The sequence below is a fragment of the Bifidobacterium merycicum DSM 6492 genome, from assembly GCF_900129045.1.
Taxonomy (GTDB): domain Bacteria; phylum Actinomycetota; class Actinomycetes; order Actinomycetales; family Bifidobacteriaceae; genus Bifidobacterium; species Bifidobacterium merycicum.
Map to the genome: position 1 here is coordinate 145,482 of NZ_FQTX01000001.1, position 22,554 is coordinate 168,035.

A 22,554-nucleotide genomic window follows, 5' to 3' on the forward strand; every position below is an offset into this window, starting at 1 on the left:
CGTTTCCAGCCCGTCCAGGCGGACCATCCTTCGCCCTCCGGTTGCAGCTGGAAGGCGAGAAGCGTCACTGGCCCTGCTGCTTGTACTTGGCCTCGGTGGCGGCCTTCGCAGGCTCCCACCAGGCGCGGTTCTCGGTATACCACTCGATGGTCTGCCTGAGTCCGGATTCGAAGTCGGTGTGCGTGGGCTTCCAGCCGAGTTCGGTCTGCAGCTTGGTGGAGTCGATGGCGTAGCGGCGGTCGTGGCCCGGACGGTCCCTGACCCAGTCGAACGCGTCCTCGCTCTGGCCCATCATCTCGAGGATCATGCGCAGCACAGTGATGTTGTTCTTCTCGCCGTTCGCGCCGATCAGGTAGGTTTCGCCGATCCTGCCCTTGGTCAGGATGGTCCACACGCCGCTGGAGTGGTCCTCGGTGTGGATCCAGTCGCGCACGTTCTCGCCCTTGCCGTACAGCTTCGGGCGGATGCCTTCGAGGATGTTGGTGATCTGGCGCGGGATGAACTTTTCCACGTGCTGGTACGGGCCGTAGTTGTTGGAGCAGTTGGAGATCGTGGTCCTCAGGCCGTAGGTGCGGGTCCACGCGCGCACCAGCATGTCGCTGGCGGCCTTGGTGGACGAGTACGGGCTGGACGGATGGTACGGGGTGGACTCGGTGAACTTCGCCGGATCGTCCAGCGCCAGGTCGCCGTACACCTCGTCGGTGCTCACGTGATGGTAGCGGATGTCGTACTTGCGGACGGCCTCCAGAAGGCGGAAGGTGCCTTCGACGTTCGTCTTGAGGAACGGTTCGGGGTTCGCGATGCTGTTGTCGTTGTGGGATTCGGCCGCGTAGTGCACGATGGCGTCGTGACCCGGCACGATTCTGTCGAGCAGCTCCGCGTCGCAGATGTTGCCGTGCACGAACTCGACGCGGTCTTCGGGAAGACCGGCGATGTTCTCGATGTTGCCCGCGTAGGTCAAGGCGTCCAGCACGGTCACGTGCACCTCGGGATGATTGTTGACCACATAATGTACGAAATTCGAACCGATGAAACCGCAGCCACCGGTCACGATGATGTTCTTAGGAGTGAAAGGTTCTTCAGCCATACGGTCAATAGTAGCTGAAAACACGTACGAAGCTTGGTGGAAACGTGAAAATTCAGCCGGGGAGTAAGGCTTCATGCCGTTGTGGGTACGTTGCTGGTAGACTCGACCGTATGGCTAAGAAAATTTTGGTTACTGGCGCAGGCGGTTATATCGGTCGTCATGTGGTGAAGGCCCTGCTGGACGCCGGTCAGGATGTTGTCGCTTCCGATATCCGAATCGACGGCATCGACGATAGGGCTGAGAAGATTCAAGCGAACATTTTCGAACCGAGCGACAACCTGTTCGAAGAGCTCGGATCGCCGGATGTATGTCTGCACATGGCTTGGCGCGACGGATTCAAGCATAATTCCGATAATCATATGGGGGACCTTTCAAGCCATTACCGCTTCATCAAGACCATGCTGGATTCCGGCCTGAAGCAGATCGCCGTCATGGGAACCATGCACGAGGTCGGCTACTGGGAGGGCGCCATCGACGAGAACACCCCCTGCCACCCGGCATCCATGTATGGCATCGCCAAGAACGCGTTGAGGGAAGCCACTCTGATGCTTGCCAAGGAGCACGAGGCAACCGCCCAATGGATTCGCGCGTACTACATTGTCGGCGACGACGTGCACGGCAGTTCCATTTTCTCGAAGCTGTTGCAGGCGGCCAGTGAAGGCAAGCCCACGTTCCCCTTCACTACGGGCAAGAACAAATACGATTTCATCGACGTGGACGAGCTCGCCAGGCAGATCGGCGCGGTCGTCTCCCAGGATGAGGTCGATGGCGTCATCAACTGCTGCACCGGGGAACCCGTGTCCCTCGCCGATCGCGTTGAACGCTACATCAAGGAGAACAACCTCGACATCAAGCTCGAATACGGCGCGTTCCCGGATCGTCCGTACGATTCCCCCGGCGTGTGGGGAGATGCCACCAAGATCCAGAAGATCCTTAACAAGTGACGAAAGCGGTTGGGCAAATCAAGCAGATGACATGTACAGAGGCAACGGAAGCGGAGGCGATTGAAAAGCCCGGCGTCGAAAACGTCGCCGAGGGGGAGAAAAGGAAAGCGGACGCGTGCACCCTGCCGCTGAGGAACAAGTATTCCCTGCGTGGTTTCATGCGATATCTGCAGGGCAATCCTTGGGATGTGGCGGCAAGCATATTCTTCCTGCTTCTGGGGTACGAGCTGAAGATGTTCGGCGATTCGTATTCCATCGACACCGAAGCCATGATGCAGGCGCAAGGCAGCCTGTACCAATCCTGGATCGAGCTTGAACGCTTCGGACTGCTGTACTTGAAGAAGGCTCTGGGACTGTACTGGTATAACAATGCCGTGGCCTCGTTCCTGTCCGCTGTGTGTCTGTTGGCCGCGGCCCTGCTGTGGGCTTATCTGCTCGCCGAGGTGAATAATCTACGGGGGAGAATGCATCCCGCGTTCTTCGCCGTGCCGTTCGTCACATCGCCCGTTCTGGCCGAAATGGTCGGTTTCACCCTGACTGGACCGGAAATCGGCATGGCCTTGGGCCTTGTTGCGACATCCCTGATGATGTTGCTGAACTGCATGGCATACAGGAAATGGTGGTTGGGGATTCTCTCGCTGTTCGTGGCCGCAGCTGGGTTCACGCTGTATCTGGCCATGGTGACCGTTTTCGTCGCCGGCTTCGCCATGGTGTTCCTGATGCTGTTCTGGGATGCGCATCACGAGTATAAGCTGGGTCGGCGCATCGGCTTCATCGCTGTTGGCGCCGTCGCGTTCGTCATGTCATATCTGTTGTATGTGGCCTGCAATGCGGCCGCCCTCGCCATGCATCACACGACGACGAACCCTTATATCAGTGAGCAATCCAGGTGGGGCAAGGATTCCACATCCTCCATCATCCAGACGATTCGGGACCATGCCCAGTCGTTGTACTCCGGCGAAGGCATATATTATGCCGGGATCTTCTCCGTGCTGCTTGTGCTGTTCGTCGCGACCATGCTGGTCGCCGTGATCCGCCGTCACACCGATGTGCTCGCGCTGCTTGTAGCGCTGTGCCTGTGCGCTTCGCCGATGATGATGAGCCTCATTCTGGGAAGCAAGCCTTCGGTGCGGACGGAACTGTCGTATCCGCTGATGCTGGCTTTCGTGGTCGCCTTCCTCGCCGTTCAGGTCTTCGGCATATTCGACAGGAAGCGCACCGTCAAAACAGTGGCGGCCCTTCTGGTGCTGGCGCTTGGCTGGAGCCAAGGGCTTATCGTGAACCGCATCTTCTACACGGAGTCGATCAACCACCAGCAGGACATGGAACTGGCGCAGGATATCAGGACACGCATTGATGATCTGGGCATCACCGACCAATCCAAGAAGACACTGGTATTCCTCAACTACCACAAGTCCGCATGCAACAAGGATTGCTATACGTCCGATCAGCTGGGCCTTGTCGGACGTTCCCTGTTCGAGGTGACGGTCTCGCCCAAGCAGGGAACATTCGTGAAGACGAACTTCCTGAACATCACGGGCACCAACTTCCAGCAGGCAAGCGAGAAGCAGCTTGAACGGGCGGAGAAGATAGGCGAGTCGATGCCGCATTGGCCGGCACGTGGAAGCGTCATCCAGAAGGGTGATCTCGTCATCGTCAAATTCTGACTTGCGGCGTCCCGAACGCCACCCAGACGAACGACATTATCGGGCCATGCTGGTCATCGTTGCGCAGACCGTTCCGCGGCGAAGACAGCATGGCCCGTTGCCGTATGATTCCTGATGGATGAGATATGGTGCATGCGCGGCGGTTCGGCTGCGCATGCCTATGCAAAAAGGCCGTCCAACCGATGATTCGGCAGGACGACCTTTTACGCTGATACGGCCAGTGCCGGAGAGGAATCACTTGGCTTTGCGGAACATCATACGCACGTAGGCGATGGTCGCCTTCTCCAACTTGAATAGGCCAATGGACAAGGCCATGATGATCATGAAATCAACGACGAACAGCAGGTAGCCGTCAGCGGTCGAAAGAGCCGAGGAGTCAACAATCGTGAACACTTGGGCGATCAGCACGTGGTGCACCAGGAAAATCGGATACGAGTACCTTGAAACGGATTTCACCGGCACCCGGACAGGCTGCACGTCAAGCCAACGCGCGGCATAGACGATGACGAGGAACGCGCAGATGCCGACCACCGTCACGCCCAGCGAATCCCTCAGCAGCGGATGGATCTCCTGAACGACGAGCACCAGCAGGGACGCGATGGCGGCGGCCACGGGTACCTTTTTGATGTATTGGATGAAGTACATACCGAACAGGAGTTCGGGCAGACGCATGGTGAGCAGCAGATCGGGGGACAGGCCGAACGGCCTCGGCTGGAAGTACAGCGTTACCGCATACAGGATCACGGCGATGACGCCGATGATCACGGGGTGCTTTTTCACGCCATACCGCAGCAGCGGGAACACGACATAGAAAACAAGGATGAAGCCCAGGAACCACTCACCGAGCGTGTAGAACGTGGGGAGGGAGGTGTTCGCCACCAATCCGTCCACGCCGAGCACGGAGAAAATCAACGACCATTTCGGCGCGGAGGCGAATATATGCCCGCCGTTCCTCAGGAACAGGAAGGCATTGGCGAGGATGAACGCGATCCAGAACATCGGGTATATGCCGATGAACCGCTTGTAGTAGAACCTACGGTAATCCAGCTTCTCCGACTGCCCATACGTGTACATCAGGGCCGCGCCCGAGATGATGAGGAACAGCGATACGCCGAATCCTCCGATATAAATGCCGAACGGTTCGTACGCGAACACCGAGTGACCGATCATATACGGATTGTTGAAATGCGTGATGACGATGATGATCGCGGCGAGCGCGCGTACGAGATCCAGATAGAAGAGGCGTGGTCGCTTATGCGGCGTGCCCTGCGTGGTGGGTACGGTATTCCCGGAGGTAACGCTGTTCGTCTCGCTCATGTGCGGTCTTTCGTCAGGTGGCCGTTCTTATTGGCGAATCTCGCCTGATAGGTGCGCGGGTGCCGGATATGACGGTATGCGTTCAGCACCTTGGCGCCGGCATGGAACGCGAATGGAGTACGTACGAGTATACGCTTGAACCACAGAACGATGGCGGCGCGCAGCGAGAAGCCTCTGGGAATGTTGAGACAGGTGCCGAACAGGGTGGCATCGAGATAAGGGGCAGTGCTGCCGGCGAGCTTCTGCACGTCATAGGAGAGGTTCGTGAGCTCGATGCGGGCGAAACGGTCGGAATAGATGTACCCGGTGTAGAAGCCGTTCGCTTGGGGTACGTAACCGTAGGCGCGTTCGATGAAATGCAGCATGGAACCGTCGATCTTGTTCGGCTCCGGCGGGAAATCCTCATACTTCCAGTTGATGTCGAACAGTTGGTGCAGAGCCTGCGGGCGGAACCAGAACATGGTTCCCATCGGCGCGATCGGCTCCTTGTTCGGATCCAGCGGGACCTTGACACCGAGCGTCTCGTTCAGCATCTTCTTGGTGCCCTCGTAGTTCGGGCCCCAAAGGCTGGCGAAATTGCCGAAGTAATCGGCGTGGTCAGGCGGTGTCGGAGCGAGCACACCGGCATGCGGGTCGTGCTCGAAGTGGTTGATGATATTGGTCACCAACGCCTTGCTGCCGAGGATGTTCTCGAAGCATTTGTAGGCGAAGCCGTCGCCGATGCTGTACGGCGAAAGCTGGGTGACCTTCTTGTCGTGCGCGAAGCAGACGTAATCGTACTTCAGGCAGTCCTTGCCTGCTCCGACCAGCAGGGCGCTGACGTCGCGGCCGCGGTTCTGGATCACCCGCACATCGACGTTGTAGGGCAGGTCCTTGCAACGTTCGCGTACCAGCTGCGCGTTCTCCTCTGAACCGACGGTGAGGATGAAATCGCATCCCTCCGGCATGGACTTGGCGTATTCCAACGTCTTGTCAAGCAGATCCATGTAGTAAAGGTGCATGATGAGCGCCACACGCCTGTGCTCCGGAAGAGGGGAGGGGGTGCTGTCGGACAGCACGAAATCGAGATGCAGGTTCTTGACCAGATCCGCGAGGTTCATGGTTCGCAGCGCGTTCTGCCAAATCAGGTTGACATCATAATCGGTATGGTCGCGCAGGTATTCAAACAAATCCAGCGCGGCATTGCCGACCGACTGGTTCATGGTATCCATGTAGTCATGGAAGAACGAGCGGCGTTTGAAGATCGGGCAACGCTTCTCCGCGATCAGCGTCTTCGCGGCGAACGTGATAGGGCTGTATGTGAAGTTCTCCAGATCGTCGGTGTTGACGTAGACGTCCCACTTGAAGCCCTGATCGGCGAAACGTTTGGTGAACAGCGATTCGTGCAGGCCGACGGAATCGTAGTAGCTTTCGATGGGAGGCATGTTGTCCCAGTAATCCTGGAACGCCTTGCTGGTGATCAGGCTGCGGCGGTACGCGTGGAAATGGGATTGGATATGCTCCGGCAGGTAGCCGAAGGGGCTGCGGCCGAACGGATCCTGCGGCACCTTGTGGAATTTGGTGATGCCCCAGAAGTCCAGATCGCGCTGGTCCATCGCCTCGAACATTTCGGAGAACGGGTAGACCGGGCCCATGATGGTCGCGTTGAACAGCACGACTTCATCGAAGTGTGCCAGATTCTCCCAGCCATGGGATTCCATGGCCGTCTTGTAAGCCCATACGTCGAAGCCCTTGTTCGGGCGGACGATGAGATTATTAGTGTACGGGGACAATTTCGCCTTGCCCTCGGCGTTGAGCTTTCCGTTGCAGACGATCGTCATTTCGGAGAAATGCGGTTTGAACCCGTCGAGCAGTGTGGTGACGTAATCGTCTACGACGCCCTCGGCGTCGTAGAAGAAGAAAATTCCAAGACGGTTCACTGAAGACTCATCCTGTAATCGCATGATAGTAGAATCCTTCTTTCCTCATCGTGAGTCAGCGCTCCCCCGAAAGGCGGATGATTCTTCCATCATCGTCCGGGTTCTCGGGAGTATCGGTGAAATTCCTATTTTCTGTGGGTCAGTCTCGATTTGGTGTTGTTCAACTTGTAATCTAACGTTTCCGTCATTTCTTGTTGAAGCTTGTCATTCTCCTGCTGCAGATATTCGCTGCGTCCCTTGAAAATTTCTACGAATCTCAGATTCGTGTCAAGAGCCTCGGTAAGCTCTTTGACACGTTTCCGGAGTCCCTCGCATTCGTAGGCGTAGGTGAAGAACAGGAATGCCATGTCCGAGAATTGCGACGCCTGGGTGGTGGGATTCGGGTGCAGGCATTCGCCTTTGTCCAATACGGAGACGATGGTGTCGAAATGCTGTTTGATGGCATCCAGTATTTCCGTGAAATCGACGGGCCGCTGCTGCTTCAGCGCCAGATCAACCGTCCGCGCGAGCTGGGATCCATCGGTCACGTAATAGTCACCCAGGCCAAGCGTGTTGTACAAGTCGTGGGTCTTTTTCGTCTGCTGGTAGTCGAAGCTGACGACCTTTCTGCCGTACACCGATGCGGTAACGGTGCCATGCAGGCTTGTGCCCACGTACATCGCGCAGCCGGACAGTACCGCGATGATCTGGAACAACGACAGTGGCGACTCGGGCATGCGGAACCTGCCGCCGGAACGGTCCCTGATCGCGGCGAGTTTCGCATCATCCCCATGCGTATAGGCGAGCGGCAGCAGATAGACGGCGTAACCCTTGTCGTGGAGGCCGTTGAGCGCGTTGAAGGCGGCGTCCTCGTCCTCCTTGGAAATGAAACGATTGCAATGGAAAACGACATACTTGCCCTCGTCCAGCTGCAAATCGCCCCTCATCCTTGCGAGATCGGCCGGCGCGGCGAGCGAGCCGAGCGCGAAACCGGTGTCGGGAATCTGATGGATCCGTTCGGCGGGAACGCCGCAACGCTGAAGAACCTCCTTGGAGAAGGTGTTCCTCACGCTGATATAGTCGATGTTCGAGAACAGGAAGTTCGCGCACTGACGCTCGATGTCGTAATCGTAGGGGATGCCCGGGGCATTCCAGATGAGCGGCACATTGTATTTCAGCTTCATCATGAACGGAACGATCCAGACCTTATCCATGGGATAGTCCCTGAACGAGTCGCGGGAGAACGAGTACTTCTGCTGGTACCTGTGCCAGTGGATGATCTCGCCCCCGCCTACGATAATCGCACGGAACGGCTGCTCCTGATGCATGCGCTCCATATCATCCAACGAGTGGATATGGGAATCCTCGACAAAGCATTCCCGCGCATCGGAAGGAGAGAACAGCACGACCTCGTAATCGCAGCCGCGCTTGCGAAGCTCGTTCCTGACGATAAGCGGGAACAGATGATCCCCATAATTGGGGATATCGAACACACCGCAGAGGGCTATTCTTTCCATGCAGTTCCTTCGCTAGTCGATCTGCTCGATCTGCTCGAATTTCAGGACACGGTCGCTGAGAATGCCGTTCTCGCTGTTGCGGTCGTTGCGCACCGCGAAATAGCAGCAGAAGTCGTCGTTGGTGAAGGCGACGAATTCGGGATGCTCGGGATCGTCCGACTCGGTGCGGACGGTCGCGAAGATACGGAATTCACTGTTGTTGAAATAGTCCAGCGGAATGGAGAACCGTACCTTGTGATGGCCGCTTTCGATCGGAACGCCCAAGTAGTGGCTCTGCGTGTCGATGTCGTAGACCTGGCCGCCGCGACGGGCATCCTGAAGGATCAGGCCGAGATACCCCTGCTTGTCCTGCGGCGTGTACTCGTATTCGACGTCGAAGACGAACGGAGACAATCCGTCGCAGATCTTGGGGGATACGGGGGTCACCTGAAGCATAGGGACTAGAGGATTCAGACCGTTCGGGAAGCGGTATGCCTTCTCCGACTCGCTCTTGGTCTTGAAATAGTTGAGGTCATGCGCGTTCTCAAGGGAATATTGGTCGGCGACGTTACCGGGGTCGCCGGATACGATGATCTCGCCGTCCTTGATGAGAATGGCCTTATTGCAATACTTCTTGACGGCGCCCATGCTGTGCGTGACGAGAATCACCGTCTTGCTTGGATCGTCCTTCACTTGCTTGAAGAAGTTATCGCATTTCTTTTGGAAGGCCTCGTCACCGACCGCAAGCACCTCGTCCAGTACGAGGATGTCGCCTTGGGCCTTGATCGCCACGGAGAACGCGAGACGCACCTGCATGCCGCTGGAGTAGTTCTTGAGCTTCTGGTCCATGAAGTCGGTCAGTTCGGCGAATTCAACGATATCGTCATACATCGCGTCGACCTGCTCACGCGAGAAACCGAGCAACGCGCCATTCAGATACACGTTCTCGCGGCCGGTCAGTTCCGGGTTGAAACCGACGCCGAGCTCGATGAAGGGGACCAGTGTGCCGCTAATGGAGACATCGCCTTTTTCCGGGATGTAGATGCCGGAGATGATCTTGAGCAGCGTCGACTTGCCGGAGCCGTTTCTGCCGACGATGCCGAAGAAATCGCCCTTGCGCACATTGAAGGAGATGTCGCGCAGCACCTGCTGCTCGCGGTAGCCTTTGATGCCCTTGGTCCAGTTGAGGAACGCCTGCTTCAGGCCGCTCGCCTGTTCGGTGGGCAGGCGGAAGGATTTGGCGACATGTGATACGGACAGTGCGATTTCGTTGGGATCGTCGTTCATGTCAGTCGCTGGATTGTTGACCGTGGTCACTAGAGCACCTCCGCGAATTTGCTGCTGTTCTTCCGGAATACATACACGCCGAGCCAGAGCAGCAGCAGCGACAGCACGTAGGGGATGAGGGAAAGATAAGGATTGCCGACCCATGTCCAGACGGTCGGGATGTCCTCGGGGGACAGGAGGTTATGACGTACGTCCATGATGGTCTGGGCTATCGGGTTGAGCAGCATGATCTTCGACACCAGCGGGAAGTAGTGGGCGACCATGGACAGCGGGTAGATCACGGGGATTGCGTAGAACATGGCCTGCAGAACCACATCCCAGATGTGGGAGACGTCACGGAAATACACGTAGAGCGTGCCCATCAGCAGCGAGATCGCTAGCGCCAGAACATATAGCTGCAGGATGTTGAGGGGAACCAGCAGGACGTGCCAGGTGTAGTGCGCGTGTGAGAAGAAACCGAATACGATGACCACGATCAGGTTGATGCCCAAGGAGATCATGGAACCCATGGTGGTGGCCGCGACGATGATATAGCTCGGGAAATGCACCTTGCGCAGCAAGTCGCCGCGGTTGACGATGGATTGCATGCCCATTGTGGTCGCCTCGGAGAAGAAGGACCACAGGCAGGTGCCGCACAGCAATGAGATCGCGAAGGTGGGAGTGCCGTCGGAGAAACGCAGGAACCGGACGAAAACCGTGTACATGACCGCGAACAGCATCAGCGGTTTCAGCACGGACCACAGCACGCCGAGGAACGATCCCTGGTAACGCAGCTGGAAGTCGGTTTTCACGAGTTCTTTGAATACGACTATCGAATATCGGTACTTGTCTTTGAGACGTTGCATTAAGGCACTCATAGTTTCCTCAGTCTATCAAAGGGGTTGTGGGCGGCTCATACGTGCGGGGAACCTACACCCTACATACATTCGGGAACACTGGAATGGCACCGTTCGGGGCATCTCATTCCGGTGTTCCCGGTGGACGGTGAACCGGCGTGGGGTTACTTCATGTTCTTGATTCGGCGGTCGTATACCTGCTTCTCCGCCAACCTGATCATTCGCAGCGCGGCGCAGACGAGCTTACGCGGTGCGGACAGCCTGGCGATCAGGGAGCGCACGGTGTCCTCGTCGAGTGTGTGCTCATCCCGATGCTCGCTGAAATCCGGGGCGTGCGTCGCCTCATGCAGGGAGCCGACCGCGGTGTAATAGCTGCGCGCCGGCAGGATACCCTGATCCAACGCGTGCTCGAAGTTGGCCGTTCCCGCACGCAGGTTGTCCCGGTAGAAGGAGTAGTTCCGCTTGCTGTGCGTGACGGAGCCCGCGGACTGGAGCCAGTAGTACAGCACGCAGTCGATGTCCACGACCTTGTCCATACGGGAATAGAGTTCGCCGGCGACCATCACATCCTGGGCGTACATGCCTTCGGGGAAACGGATGCCGTCCCACAGCTCACGCCTGTACAGACGGCACCAGTTCGCCTCGTTGAAATAGCGTGCCTCGGTGTTCCTGCCGAGCGCGTCGCCCAACAGTCGCAGACTCTTGCAGAAAACGGTCTGATAGGCGCGAAGCGGATCCCTGAAGACGGTCATCTTCTTCGGCGTTTCCGCTCCTTGTGAGGCTTTGCCCTCGATCTCGTCAAGCGTGGAGACACCGAACTGCTGCCAACGCGCCTTGCTCATGTCGGCGCCGCTACGTAGCAGCGCGTGCAGCAGGAACTCGATGTTGCGGCGATCCAGGATATCGTCGTTGTCGGCGAACGCGATGTAGTCGCCATGCGCCGCATCAAGGCCAGCGTTCTGCGCCTTGGCGATGCCGCCGTTCTCCTGGTGGATGACGGTGACCCGCGGGTCCTTGGCCGCATAATCGTCGCAGATGCTGGGGGAGGAGTCCTTGGCGCCGTCATCGACAAGAATCACCTCAAGGTTGTCATACGACTGGGTGAGGATCGAATCGACGCAGTACGACAGATACGCTTCAGCGTTGTATACGGGAACGATAATTGAGACCAAAGGCTTCGGATCGGTCATAAGGTTTATCCTCGGTACTGACTGTGACATCGAACACTGATTATACAGTTCTACCTGACTTTGGCTTTTACTTGACTGTGGTGAAGCCGCTGTTGTTGAGGTATCCCTTTCCCGCGGTCATGTCGTATTGGACCAGACGATAGTCGTGCAGCAGCTGGTGCGCCTGTTTGCTGAGCGACTTCTCCGACAGTTGGTTGCCCGCATTATCCAGATAGATCGTGTCGCCGGCACCGATGCTGTTCGTGTTCGCCGCGACGCGGCTGGTGGCGGCGAACTGCTCGTGCAGTTCCGTCAGCATCGCCAGATATGGCGAGACCTTCGCGTTCATGTGGGTTGCCGCGAGCGACATGAAATAGTTGGGCGACATGTAGGCCGTGGTGGAGGCGTCGAGCTTCATCCCATTCGAGGGGGAGGCTTGGTTCGACCAGATGAAGTAGTCGGTTTCGTGAAGCGCCAGGGTGTTCGCGGCGTTCTGGCTGGCCGTCGAATAGATGCTGGGCAGGTGGTCGCCGTAGAACACAACGGTGATCGGCTTGTCAAGCTGATTCAGGGAGTTCAGGAACGAGGCGGTCGCCTGATCGGTGTAGTTCAGTCCCTTCGCATACGTCTCGAGGTTGTTGTGCTCGTCCGTCGAAATGCCCTCCGAGGTATCCGACCCCACGAACTCGTTATTCGTGTACCACCCTGTGTAGGGCATGTGGTTCTGCATGGTCGACAGCTGCAGGAACTGCGGATGCTTCTGCTTGTTGAGCAGGTCGATGACGTTCTGGTAGGCGTCCGCGTCGCTGACATACGGCGAATAGTCGATGGTGTCCGTGTGCTTGATGCTCGGCGTGCTGTCCAGGGTGCGCAGATGGGAGAACTGGAACTTCTTGTAGTCCACATTGCGCAGGTACATGCTCTGGTAGTACGGATGCACCGCGTCGGATCCGCTGGCGCCATACCGGTCGTTCCAGATATGGTTGAACGCATAGGGGTTCTTCTGGTTCGGGACGAGCTGCTGGAACGGGACATTGAGAGAATCGTCGAAATTGGCGAGGTCGAGGCCGGTCAGCGCCTGGTATTCCATATTGGCCGTGCCGCCGCCATAACCGGACGACAGCATCAGGCCGGACGTGGTCGCTTCCTTCAGCGCGCGGATGTTGGGGATGGGGTCCGTTGAGAGGGAGATGCCCGGAACGCGCGTCGGATCGGAGAACGTTTCGGAAAGGATCAGGATGACGGTGCTGTCGGTGAGCTTGTTCGTCCTGGTCGCATTGATCGACTTGGCTTCGGCGGCGTACTTCTTCGCGATTTTGCTCATGGCTTCGCGGCTGTAATCCGCCGGCTTATCCATTATCTTGGTCTTGGTGAGGCTGAGGAACGTCGTTGCGGGGCCGTTGGCCGTGGCATCGACCTTCGTGTCGAACAGTGACGGCGCATAGCCCAGCGAGCCGGCGAAGGAATAAGCCCAGGAGCCTGGAATGCTGAGATTCCATGAATACGAGCACAGGATCACGATGCTGAGTATCGCGGCGAGAACGCGGGTGATGGTGCCGGCGATGTTCTTGAGACTGGCGAAAGGCCGCCTCCATGAGCAGAAGATGAAGCATCGCCTTCCGTCGAGGATGAACAGAGCGAGGCACAGACACACAAAGCACACTGTCAGAAGGGTGACGTTCCCGACGAACGCCTGCTTCTCATCGGGCACGAAGGAAAGCAGTTTCCCCGAGTTGCCGCCGGTGATGAAGGTCAGATCAGCGGGGATGATGGGTTCGTTGCGCAGATTCACCTTGATGCTGTTCGCGGTGCCGTACACGGTGAAGACGACGCCGAACAGCAACGTCGCGATCCAGAAGCGGTTGGTTATGAAGATGAAGACGAGGTAGATGAGCGCTAGGACGAATGCGTTGAGCAGGAACTGGTATTTGTGCTCGAGCCACATCTGGGAGACGAATTTGGCGACTTGCCCGGCGACGCTTGACAGGATCCTGGTGGTGCTGTCGACGTCGGAGTTGTCGTCGTATTCCGGCTCGCTGTACATGCCCCACTGGAGGAAAATGACCTCGCCTGTGGTGAGCAGCGTGAATACGATTGTGTAGAACGCGTAGGAGAACTTCGGGCGCTTCTTCCAGATGGGGCGGAACCTGAGGAAGAGGCCTGTGATGAGACGGATGAACGCGAGTCCGGTGAAGGCGCTCCATACGTTGTGGATTGCGTGCCGCGTCTTACGGGTCGCGCGCTTCATGGCAGCGACGGCTGTGGAAACGGTGTTCGGCGATGTTTCGTCGGCCGCCTCGTCGTCTTCGACGTCCGGCGTTTCCGATGTGGTCTCGCTGGGAGCGGAATGGGTCGGCGTCGTGACGTCCTCGGCGGTATCCTCGTGCGTGGATGTCACTTCGTCGTTCGGTTCGTCGGTCACCTCGTCTGCGTGGGTCGATGTGGTTCCGTCTTCACCGTCGGGTGTCTTCGTCGGTGTGCCGGTGACGAACGGCACGTCCGTGATGAACGGCACATCCGCGATGGACGGTATGCCCGTGGAGGATGATGCGTTCGTGGAGGTGTCGTCCCCCACGGAAAGGGGAATGCTCCCCGATGCCATGCCGGTATCGTGGTCATCTCGATCCGAGTATGGGAAATCGGAATCATGGGAATCGTTCAACAAACTAGGCATTATCGCATCCTTCGAGGTGGGTCCCGTGGGCGGAAACGTGTTTGAGCGAGATACATACTAGTGCCCATCTCTGGACGTGCGCCGTCATATTCCACCATCGTGCATGTGAAGTGCGGGGAATGGTGGAAAGTGGTGCCGCGCAAGGCGACACACTGCGCTTTGCCAAATTGATAAAACGTTTTATCATAAAGGGAACGTCACGCGTATTCCCTTAACGGAGTGACGGGGCCATCAAAGTTGAAAGGCGAATTCCAATGAAGAAACTCGTTCTTGATCTTGACACCGGTGTCGACGACGCTCTGGCCATCTCGTATGCGCTGGGCAGCCCCGAAGTCGAGCTCATCGGCATCACCGGCACCTACGGCAACGTCCTGGTCGAGCAGGGCGTGCGCAACGCGCTCGCGATCACCGATCTGCTCGGCCACCCAGAAGTGAAGGTCTATCAGGGCCTGCTGCACTCCAGCACCACCGAATCCTTCTCCGTCCTACCCGTCTCCGCGTTCATTCACGGCGAGAACGGCATCGGCGACGTCGACATCCCCGACTCCAACCGTTCCGCCGAAACGCAGTCCGCTGTCGATTTCATCATCGATGCGGTGAAGACGTATGGCAAGGACCTCATCTACGTGCCGACCGGTCCGATGACCAACATTGAGGCGGCACTCAAGAAAGCCCCGGAAATCAAGGATGAGATTGGCAGGATTGTGCTCATGGGCGGTGCCCTCACCGTCCCAGGAAACTGCAACGCCTGCATGGAAGCCAACATCTCCCAAGATCCGGAAGCAGCTGACTACCTGTTCCGTTCCGGTGCCCCGACCACCATGATCGGCCTCGACGTCACCCTCCAGACGCTCCTGACCTACAAGGAAACGCAGCGCTGGCGTGATCTTGGCACCAAGGCCGGCACCTTCCTGGCCGACATGACCGACTTCTACATCAAGGCCTACGAGACCACCTCCCCGCATCTGGGCGGATGCGGCCTGCATGACCCGCTGGCCGTGGGCGTCGCCGTCGACCCGGCCCTCGTCACCACGCTCGACATCAACATGAAGGTCGACTTGGAAGGCCCCACCCGCGGTCGCACCATCGGCGACGAAACCCGTCTCAACGACCCGGTCAAGACCATGAAGGTCGCCGTCGGCGTTGACGTGCCGCGCTTCCTCAACGAGTTCATGACCCGCATCACCAATCTGGCGAAGAACGCCGATTGAGACACAGAGACACGTATTAGGAACGGAAAGAGAGAACGACCATGACCAACGAAACCACCGGCGTCGCGCCGAAGGATCCGTTCGACGACCCGGTCATCAGCAATAAGATGGCCATCCGAGCCCTGATCCCGCTGCTCATCACCTTCGTGCTCGGCACCCTGTGCCTGCAAGGCTTCAATCTGGTATTCCAGCAGGTCGGCACCGACGTGGGCGCGCCGAACCAGGCATCGCTGATCACCGCATTCCCCAGCATCGTGCTCGGCATCGTATGCTTCATCTACGGTTCGCTTGGCGACTTCGTCTCGCTGCGCAAGCTCGTCACCGTAGGCCTGGTCACCCTGTTCATCGGATCCCTCTTCGGTTTCGTGACCAACTACTTCTTCACCGCGAACCTATGGACCGTCATCATCGCCAGAGTCCTGCAGACCGCAGGCGAACAGGTGGCCGGTTCCGCCTTCTTGGTGGTGGCGACCAAATACCTACGCAATGATCTCAAGGTGATCTTCTTCGGCTGTTCACCGCCGCCTACCAGCTGTCCGCATCCATCGGCGTGTTCGCCGCCGGCATGCTCAGCTCCATCGCATGGCAGTACCTGTTCCTCATCCCCTCCGTCACCATCCTCTTCCTGCCGATCCTGCTCAAGACCTTGCCGTCCAAGAGCGGCAACGGCCAGAAGGTCGACGCGTTCGGCTTTGTGATCTTCGGCTTCGCCACCGCGTTCCTCACCCTGTTCTTCTCCTACATGGCATGGTGGATGCTGCTGGTGTCGGTGGTGCTGTACGTGGCGTTCGGCTTCTACATCAACAAGGCCGCCAACCCGTTCATCACCCCGGCGTTCTTCAAGAACACCCGCTGGCTGCGCGCCATCAGCCTCATCCTCGTGTTCTACTTCGTGAACTACGCGCTGAGCCCGATCTTCAACGCCATCGGTACGAGCATCTACCACATGACCACCACCCAGGTCTCCCTGCACATCGTGTGGGCCTTCGTGGTCGCCGCCGTCGTGGGCACCTGCTCGGGCATGATCATCGGCAAGATCGGCATCAAGGCCGGCCTGGTGACCGCAGGAACCCTCATGTTCGTAGGCTGGACCGGCGCCGCGTTCTGCGTGAACTCCGGTTTCGTGGTCCTGACCGTGTGGGCCTGCGTGTTCTACGCCGGCTGCGGCATGATGTATTTCCCGGTCGTCTCCACCGTGCTGGGCACCATCGAGAAGGATGAGTCCGGGCGTGGCGTGGGCATGAACGATCTGGCCATGAACGTGTCGCCGTCCATCGGCATCGCCATCATCGGCAGCCTCCTGGGATCCAACGCGCTTAGCGGTTCCTCCATCGTCGGCACCACCGGTGTAGCCGCCGGTTACTCCAACCTGCTGCTCATCGGCTCCGCATCCGCGGCGCTCGGCCTGATTGTGTTCTTCGTGTTCAAGAAGAAGATTTACGAAGGCAACCACGCGTTGGAAAGTGACGAGGCCTCCAAGTAGCCACCGTTCCTGCTGCGGACGGGCCGGTCTTCAGACCATGTCGACCAGACCAGCCCGTCAGGGTCGGACGAATCCCAAGCTCGCTCGCCGAAGAATAAGCCATAAGATAACCCACACAAGGAAGGAATACACGATGAGCTCACCCGAAGTACTTTCCGCATTGGACCGCATCCACGGCACGGTCTCGGTGATCGGATCCATGAACGCTGATTACACCGTCACCGCGCAGCGTCTTCCCGGACCGGGGGAGACCATCACCGGAGGTCCGCTGCAGCTGCTGCCCGGAGGCAAATCGGGTAACCAGGCCGCCGCAGCCGCCAGAATAGGCGCCACCGTGCGCATGTTCGGTGCGGTGGGCTCGGATTCCAACGCCGACTTCCTGCTGGAACGGCTTGAGGATGCCGGAGTCGACGTGTCGAACGTGCGCCGTGTGCTCGGGCCGAGCGGCACCACCGTCATCGTGGTGGACGCCGACGGCGAGAACATCATCGTGTATTCCCCCGGATCCAACGCGCAGGTCACCGTCGACTACGTGCAGTCCATGAAGGATGAACTGGTGTCGTCCAGCGTACTGGGCCTATGCTTGGAAAGCCCCATCGAAACCGTCACTGCGGCCGCACGCATGTGCCATGAAGCCGGAGTGAAAGTGCTGCTGAACGATTCCCCGTTCACCCCCGTGATTCCCGCCGAACTCGTCGAAGCCGCTGACGTGCTCCTGGTTAACGAGCATGAGATGGCCCAGCTGTTGGGCATCGACGAACCCGAGGATGACGATTGGGACAACTTCGATTGGAATCATGCGGCGGATTGCATGGCCGAGTACGGATTCAAGGAGGCGATTGTCACCCTGGGCGGCGACGGTTCCGTCGTACTCGACACTGCAGCACCCGAAAACAAACGCATCATCCGCATCGCCCCGGTCAAGGTCGATGCCGTCGACACCACCGGCTGCGGCGACTCCTTCATGGGCACCGTGCTTGCCGGTCTCGCGTCCGGCTTCAGCCTTCAGGACGCGGCGAGACTCGCCTCGTACGTATCGGCCTACGCCGCAACCGGTTACGGCGCTCAGGCCTCGTACGGGAACGCGGCGCAAATCAAGGCGCGATTCGCCTGAACGAGTCGTAACCACTAAGGGCCCACGGATCATGACGGTGAACATCATGATCCGTGGGCCCTTTTCATGCTCCGAACGGATGCGCGGAAGTCAAGCGGCGATGCGCGCGTTGGCTAGGCGCACCGAGGGAAGGCATATGTTGATATGTCGACCGAAGAGCAACGCCGCTAACGCGCGCATCGTCATGCGTCCAGCGCTTTGGAGCCGATGTCGTGGCGGTAAAACATTCCCGTCGTGTCAAGCTTGTCGATGATCGCGTAGAGCTTGTCCTGCGCGGCCTTGATGTCGGGGGCGGAGGTTTCGACGAGGAGGACGCGGCCGGAGGAGGCGACGAGGCCTTCGTCGGAGTTGGTGACGCCGGCGTAGTAGACGTGGGAACCATCGTCGGGGACGGGGATTTCGGGGATGCGGGCACCCTTGATGACATCGACGGGGTAGCCGTTGGAAGCGAGGACGACGCCGAGGGTGGTGTTGTGCTCATCCCAGGTGAAGGTCGGGGTGCCGCCATCGAGGATGGTCTTGATGCCGGTGGCGAGGTCGCTGGTGAGCTGGGGGAGGACGACTTCGGTTTCGGGATCGCCGAAGCGGGCGTTGAATTCGATGACCTTGGGGCCGTCGGCGGTGGCGATGAGACCGGCGTAGAGGATGCCGGTGAAGGGGGTGCCTTCGGCGGCCATGGCTTCGACGGTCGGACGAACGATGGTGTCGATGGCTTCATCGACGACGTTTTGCGCAATCTGGGGGACGGGGCTGTAGGCACCCATGCCACCGGTGTTCGGCCCCTTGTCGCCGTCGTAGGCGCGCTTGTGATCCTGTGAGATGGGCATGGGCCAGAATTCGGTGCCGCGCACGAAGCTCATGAGGGAGAATTCTTGACCTTCGAGGAAGTCTTCGATGACGACTTTCGCGCCGGCCGCGCCGAAACGATGATCGATGAAGATGTCATCCAGGGCGTTGATGGCGGTTTCGACATCCATGGCGACGGTGACGCCCTTGCCCGCGGCGAGGCCGTCGGCCTTGATGACGATCGGCGCGCCGTGCTCCTCGACGTAGGCCTTGGCCGGTTCGAGTTCCTCGAAGGTGCGGTACTGGGCGGTGGGGATGTTGTGGCGTGCCATGAGCTGCTTGGCGAAGTCCTTGGAGCCTTCGATCTGGGCGGCGGCCTTGTTCGGGCCGAACGCCTTGATGCCGGCGGCTTCGAAATCGTCGACGATGCCTTCGATCAGCGGCACTTCCGGTCCGACGAACACCCAGTCGTACTGGTTGCTGCGCACGAATTCGATGAGCGCGGCGTGGTTCGACAGGCTGATCTGCGTGGTGCGGATGCCATCGAGCTCCATGCCGGGATTGCCGGGGGCGACGGTCACCTCGTCGACGCTGCCGCCGCGCATGAGCGCGTGGGCGATGGCGTGCTCACGCGCGCCGGAACCGATGACCAGAACCTTCTGACCCATAATCTTGTCTCCTCAACTTTGCTTGAAATCTGTGAAAACTGTAGAATTGCGTAGATCTTGGAATGGAAATTGACCGGATGCGGAAATGGACCGCGGCCGCGCCGACCGGGGCGAACGCGGCCTGATGGCATAAGGTAAGGCCTCCTTTTCGGGGGAGGCCTTACCATCTATCAGACGAGTTCCACGTCGGTGCCGGTGTTCTTCACGATATTGCCGAGCACGTATGCGGCTTCGCCGTTCGCTTCGAGCATCGCCATGGTTTCGTCGGCGCGGTCGGCGCTGACGGCCAGCACCATGCCGATACCCATGTTGAAGATGTTGAACATTTCCATATGGTCGATGTCGCCGGCCTTCTCCAGCACGTCGAAGATCGGCAGCACGGGCCAGGAACCGAGGTTGATGTGGGCCGCGAGACCATCGGGGATCATACGCGGGATGTTCTCGATGAAACCGCCGCCGGTGATGTGCGCGACGCCCTTGACCACGCCGGCCTTGAACAGCGGGGACAAGGTCTTGACGTAGATCTTGGTCGGGGTGAGCAGTACGTCGCCGAGCTTGGCGCCGCCGAGCTCATCCAGCTGGGTGTCGACGGTGTAGCCGGCCTGCTCGAACAGGGCCTTGCGCACCAGGGAGAAGCCGTTGGAATGCACGCCGGTGGACGGCAAACCGATCAGCACGTCGCCTTCGGTGATCGTGGAGCCGTCGACGATGGCGGACTTCTCCGCAACACCTACGGTGAAACCGGCCAGATCGTACTCATCCTCGTCGTACATGCCGGGCATTTCGGCGGTTTCGCCGCCGATCAGACCGCAGTCGGCCTGCACGCAGCCGTCGGCCACGCCGGAAACGACCTGCTCGAGCAGCGCCGGATCGTTCTTGCCGCAGGCGATGTAGTCGAGGAAGAACAGCGGTTCCGCGCCCTGGGCGGCGATATCGTTGACGCACATGGCCACGCAGTCGATGCCGATCGTGTCATGCTTGTTCGCCATCTTGGCGACGACGAGCTTGGTGCCCACACCGTCGGTGCCGGAAATCAGCACCGGCTCCTTGTAGCCCAGGGAGGCGAGATCGAACAGGCCGCCGAATCCGCCGATGCCGCCGACTACGCCGGGGCGATTCGTGCGTGCCACATGGGACTTGATTCTCTTGACGACTTCGTAACCCGCCTCGACGCTGACGCCGGCGTTTGCGTATGCTTCTGGCATGTTGGCCTTCCTGTTGCTTGTCCTATGGTTTGTAGGTTTTGATTTGGGGGTTGATGGTACAGGTGACGGTGATGTTGGGCCGTGCTGCTTGCTGCTGCTTACTTCGGCTCGCTGCGGCTCAGGACTGGGGGAGTGCCTGGTATTCATTGCCCTCGTACTTGCTCTTGTACAGCGCGAATTCAGGCAGACGCACACGGTCCTCCGGGGTGAGCGACTTGAGGAAATCGGCCTCGTAATCGTCCAGGGCGGTCGGGTAGTCGCCGTTGAAGTATGCGACGCACAGGCCGCCGTACGGGGCGTCGGCGCCGAGTCCAATCGAATCGACCAAGCCGTCGAGCGACAGGAACGCCAGGGAATCCGCGCCAATGTATTCGCGGATCTCCTCCACGGACTTCTCCGCGGCGATGAGCTCCTTGGTGGTGGAGATGTCGATCCCGTAGAAGCAGGGGTATTTCAGCGGCGGGGAGCTGATGCGCATATGCACTTCGGCCGCGCCCGCCTCCTTGAGCAGACGCACGATGCGCTTCGACGTGGTGCCGCGCACAATGGAATCGTCGATCACGATCACACGCTTGCCCTTGACCACGCCGCGCACGGCGGACAGCTTCATGCGCACGCCCTGCTCGCGCAGCTCCTGCGTGGGCTGGATGAAGGTTCGCGCCACATACTGGTTCTTGATCAGACCCATCTCGTTCGGCAGGCCGGCGGCCTCCGCGTAACCGGACGCGGCGGACAGCGAGGAGTTCGGCACGCCGATCACCATATCGGCTTCGACGGGGGACTCCTGCGCCAAGCGGGCGCCCATGCGCTTGCGGGCGGAATGTACGTTCACGCCATAGATGTTGGAATCGGGGCGGGCGAAGTAAATGAACTCCATCGAGCAGATGGCCAGCTGGGTCTGATCGGTGTAACGGTCGATCCGGTAGCCGTCATCGTCGACGACGACGATCTCGCCCGGACGGATGTCGCGCACGAGTTCGGCGCCGACCGTGTCAAGCGCACAGGTCTCGGAGGCGAGCACGTAGGCGCCGTTCGTCATCCTGCCGAGCGACAGCGGACGGAACCCGTTCGGGTCGAGCGCGCCGATCATGGCGTGTTCGGTCATGATCAGGTAGGCGAAACCACCATGAACGGTGTTCAGCGCCTCCTTGAGCTTGTCCATGAACGTGGGCTTGTCGGAACGACGGATGAGGTGCATGAGCACTTCGGTGTCGGAATTTGAATGGAAGATCGCGCCCTCGTCTTCGAGTTTGCGGCGCAGGGAAGGGCAGTTGGTCAGATTGCCGTTATGGCACAGGGCCATGTCGCCGTCATGGAAGCGGAAAATGAACGGCTGGATGTTGTCGTTGCCGCCGGAACCGGCCGTGGCGTAACGCACATGGCCGATGGCATGGCTGCCTTTGAGACGCTGGATTTCGCGTTCGTCGCTGAACACTTGGGTGAGCAGTCCCTTGCCGCGGTGGCCATTCAGATGGCCGTTGTCGTTCGAGACGATGCCGGCACCCTCCTGACCGCGATGTTGCAAAGCGTGTAAGCCGAAGTAAGTGAGTCTAGCTGCGTCTGGGTGCCCCCATACGCCGAAAATACCGCATTCCTCGTGGATGTCTTCGAGTTCTGCTGACACGCCAAAGCTCCTTCCGAAACAGTGGAGACAGGGGATTTCTACCGCGTCAACCCTATCAAGCGCCGGCTACATTCACGCCGCCGCATCT

15 protein-coding genes and 1 pseudogene are annotated in these 22,554 nt (G+C 59.1%); 5 read left to right on the top strand and 11 right to left on the bottom strand.

The window, feature by feature from the left end:
* Window positions 1–64: 64 nt before the first annotated feature.
* Window positions 65–1,087, bottom strand: coding sequence for a dTDP-glucose 4,6-dehydratase (gene rfbB / locus BUB29_RS00645; protein ID WP_033523045.1), 1,023 nt, complete (start codon window positions 1,085–1,087; stop codon window positions 65–67).
* 110 nt (window positions 1,088–1,197) lie between these two features.
* Here rfbB and BUB29_RS00650 point away from each other — a divergent pair, with 110 nt between their 5' ends.
* Both BUB29_RS00650 and BUB29_RS00655 read left to right on the top strand, forming a co-directional pair.
* A complete protein-coding gene (locus tag BUB29_RS00650) occupies window positions 1,198–2,031 on the top strand; it encodes an NAD-dependent epimerase/dehydratase family protein (protein ID WP_033523044.1) in 834 nt (277 codons plus the stop codon).
* Window positions 2,032–2,057: 26 nt separating this feature from the next.
* A complete protein-coding gene (locus BUB29_RS00655; protein WP_051915002.1) occupies window positions 2,058–3,698 on the top strand; it encodes a glucosyltransferase domain-containing protein in 1,641 nt (546 codons plus the stop codon).
* 234 nt (window positions 3,699–3,932) lie between these two features.
* On the opposite strand, the gene BUB29_RS00660 is transcribed toward BUB29_RS00655, so the two are convergent.
* From BUB29_RS00660 to BUB29_RS00690, 7 genes are all read right to left on the bottom strand, one after another.
* Entirely contained in the window at window positions 3,933–5,015 is a 1,083-nt protein-coding gene (locus BUB29_RS00660; protein WP_033523043.1) for an acyltransferase family protein, read from the bottom strand.
* Window positions 5,012–6,958, bottom strand: coding sequence for a rhamnan synthesis F family protein (locus BUB29_RS00665; protein WP_033523041.1), 1,947 nt, complete (start codon window positions 6,956–6,958; stop codon window positions 5,012–5,014). The genes BUB29_RS00660 and BUB29_RS00665 overlap by 4 nt, the downstream gene beginning before the upstream one ends.
* 101 nt (window positions 6,959–7,059) lie before the next feature.
* Complete coding sequence (locus BUB29_RS00670; RefSeq protein ID WP_073117539.1) at window positions 7,060–8,430, bottom strand: polysaccharide pyruvyl transferase family protein; 1,371 nt, start codon at window positions 8,428–8,430, stop codon at window positions 7,060–7,062.
* A 12-nt stretch (window positions 8,431–8,442) separates the two neighbouring features.
* On the bottom strand, window positions 8,443–9,696 hold the full coding sequence (locus tag BUB29_RS00675; RefSeq protein WP_033523141.1) for an ABC transporter ATP-binding protein: 1,254 nt from the start codon (window positions 9,694–9,696) through the stop codon (window positions 8,443–8,445).
* A 29-nt stretch (window positions 9,697–9,725) separates the two neighbouring features.
* Window positions 9,726–10,553, bottom strand: a complete 828-nt coding sequence (locus BUB29_RS00680) for an ABC transporter permease (protein ID WP_033523040.1) — start codon at window positions 10,551–10,553, stop codon at window positions 9,726–9,728.
* 143 nt (window positions 10,554–10,696) lie between these two features.
* Complete coding sequence (locus tag BUB29_RS00685) at window positions 10,697–11,722, bottom strand: glycosyltransferase (RefSeq protein WP_033523039.1); 1,026 nt, start codon at window positions 11,720–11,722, stop codon at window positions 10,697–10,699.
* 67 nt (window positions 11,723–11,789) lie between these two features.
* Entirely contained in the window at window positions 11,790–14,303 is a 2,514-nt protein-coding gene (locus BUB29_RS00690) for an LTA synthase family protein (RefSeq protein WP_193349141.1), read from the bottom strand.
* Between the two features lie 326 nt (window positions 14,304–14,629).
* Between BUB29_RS00690 and BUB29_RS00695 the strand changes: the two genes are divergently transcribed.
* From BUB29_RS00695 to BUB29_RS00705, 3 genes and pseudogenes are all read left to right on the top strand, one after another.
* On the top strand, window positions 14,630–15,586 hold the full coding sequence (locus BUB29_RS00695) for a nucleoside hydrolase (protein ID WP_033523038.1): 957 nt from the start codon (window positions 14,630–14,632) through the stop codon (window positions 15,584–15,586).
* Window positions 15,587–15,627: 41 nt separating this feature from the next.
* Window positions 15,628–17,069: pseudogene (locus tag BUB29_RS00700) on the top strand (MFS transporter).
* A gap of 133 nt (window positions 17,070–17,202) precedes the next feature.
* The gene (locus BUB29_RS00705) at window positions 17,203–18,183 is read left to right on the top strand and encodes a ribokinase (protein WP_033523037.1); all 981 of its coding nucleotides are present in this window, start codon (window positions 17,203–17,205) and stop codon (window positions 18,181–18,183) included.
* Window positions 18,184–18,365: 182 nt separating this feature from the next.
* On the opposite strand, the gene purD is transcribed toward BUB29_RS00705, so the two are convergent.
* From purD to purF, 3 genes are all read right to left on the bottom strand, one after another.
* Window positions 18,366–19,637 carry a phosphoribosylamine--glycine ligase gene (purD, locus tag BUB29_RS00710; protein ID WP_033523036.1) on the bottom strand — a complete coding sequence of 424 codons (1,272 nt, stop codon included), beginning with the start codon at window positions 19,635–19,637 and terminating at the stop codon, window positions 18,366–18,368.
* A gap of 170 nt (window positions 19,638–19,807) precedes the next feature.
* Entirely contained in the window at window positions 19,808–20,842 is a 1,035-nt protein-coding gene (gene purM / locus BUB29_RS00715; RefSeq protein ID WP_033523035.1) for a phosphoribosylformylglycinamidine cyclo-ligase, read from the bottom strand.
* Between the two features lie 118 nt (window positions 20,843–20,960).
* A complete protein-coding gene (gene purF, locus BUB29_RS00720; protein ID WP_033523034.1) occupies window positions 20,961–22,466 on the bottom strand; it encodes an amidophosphoribosyltransferase in 1,506 nt (501 codons plus the stop codon).
* Window positions 22,467–22,554: the final 88 nt, after the last annotated feature.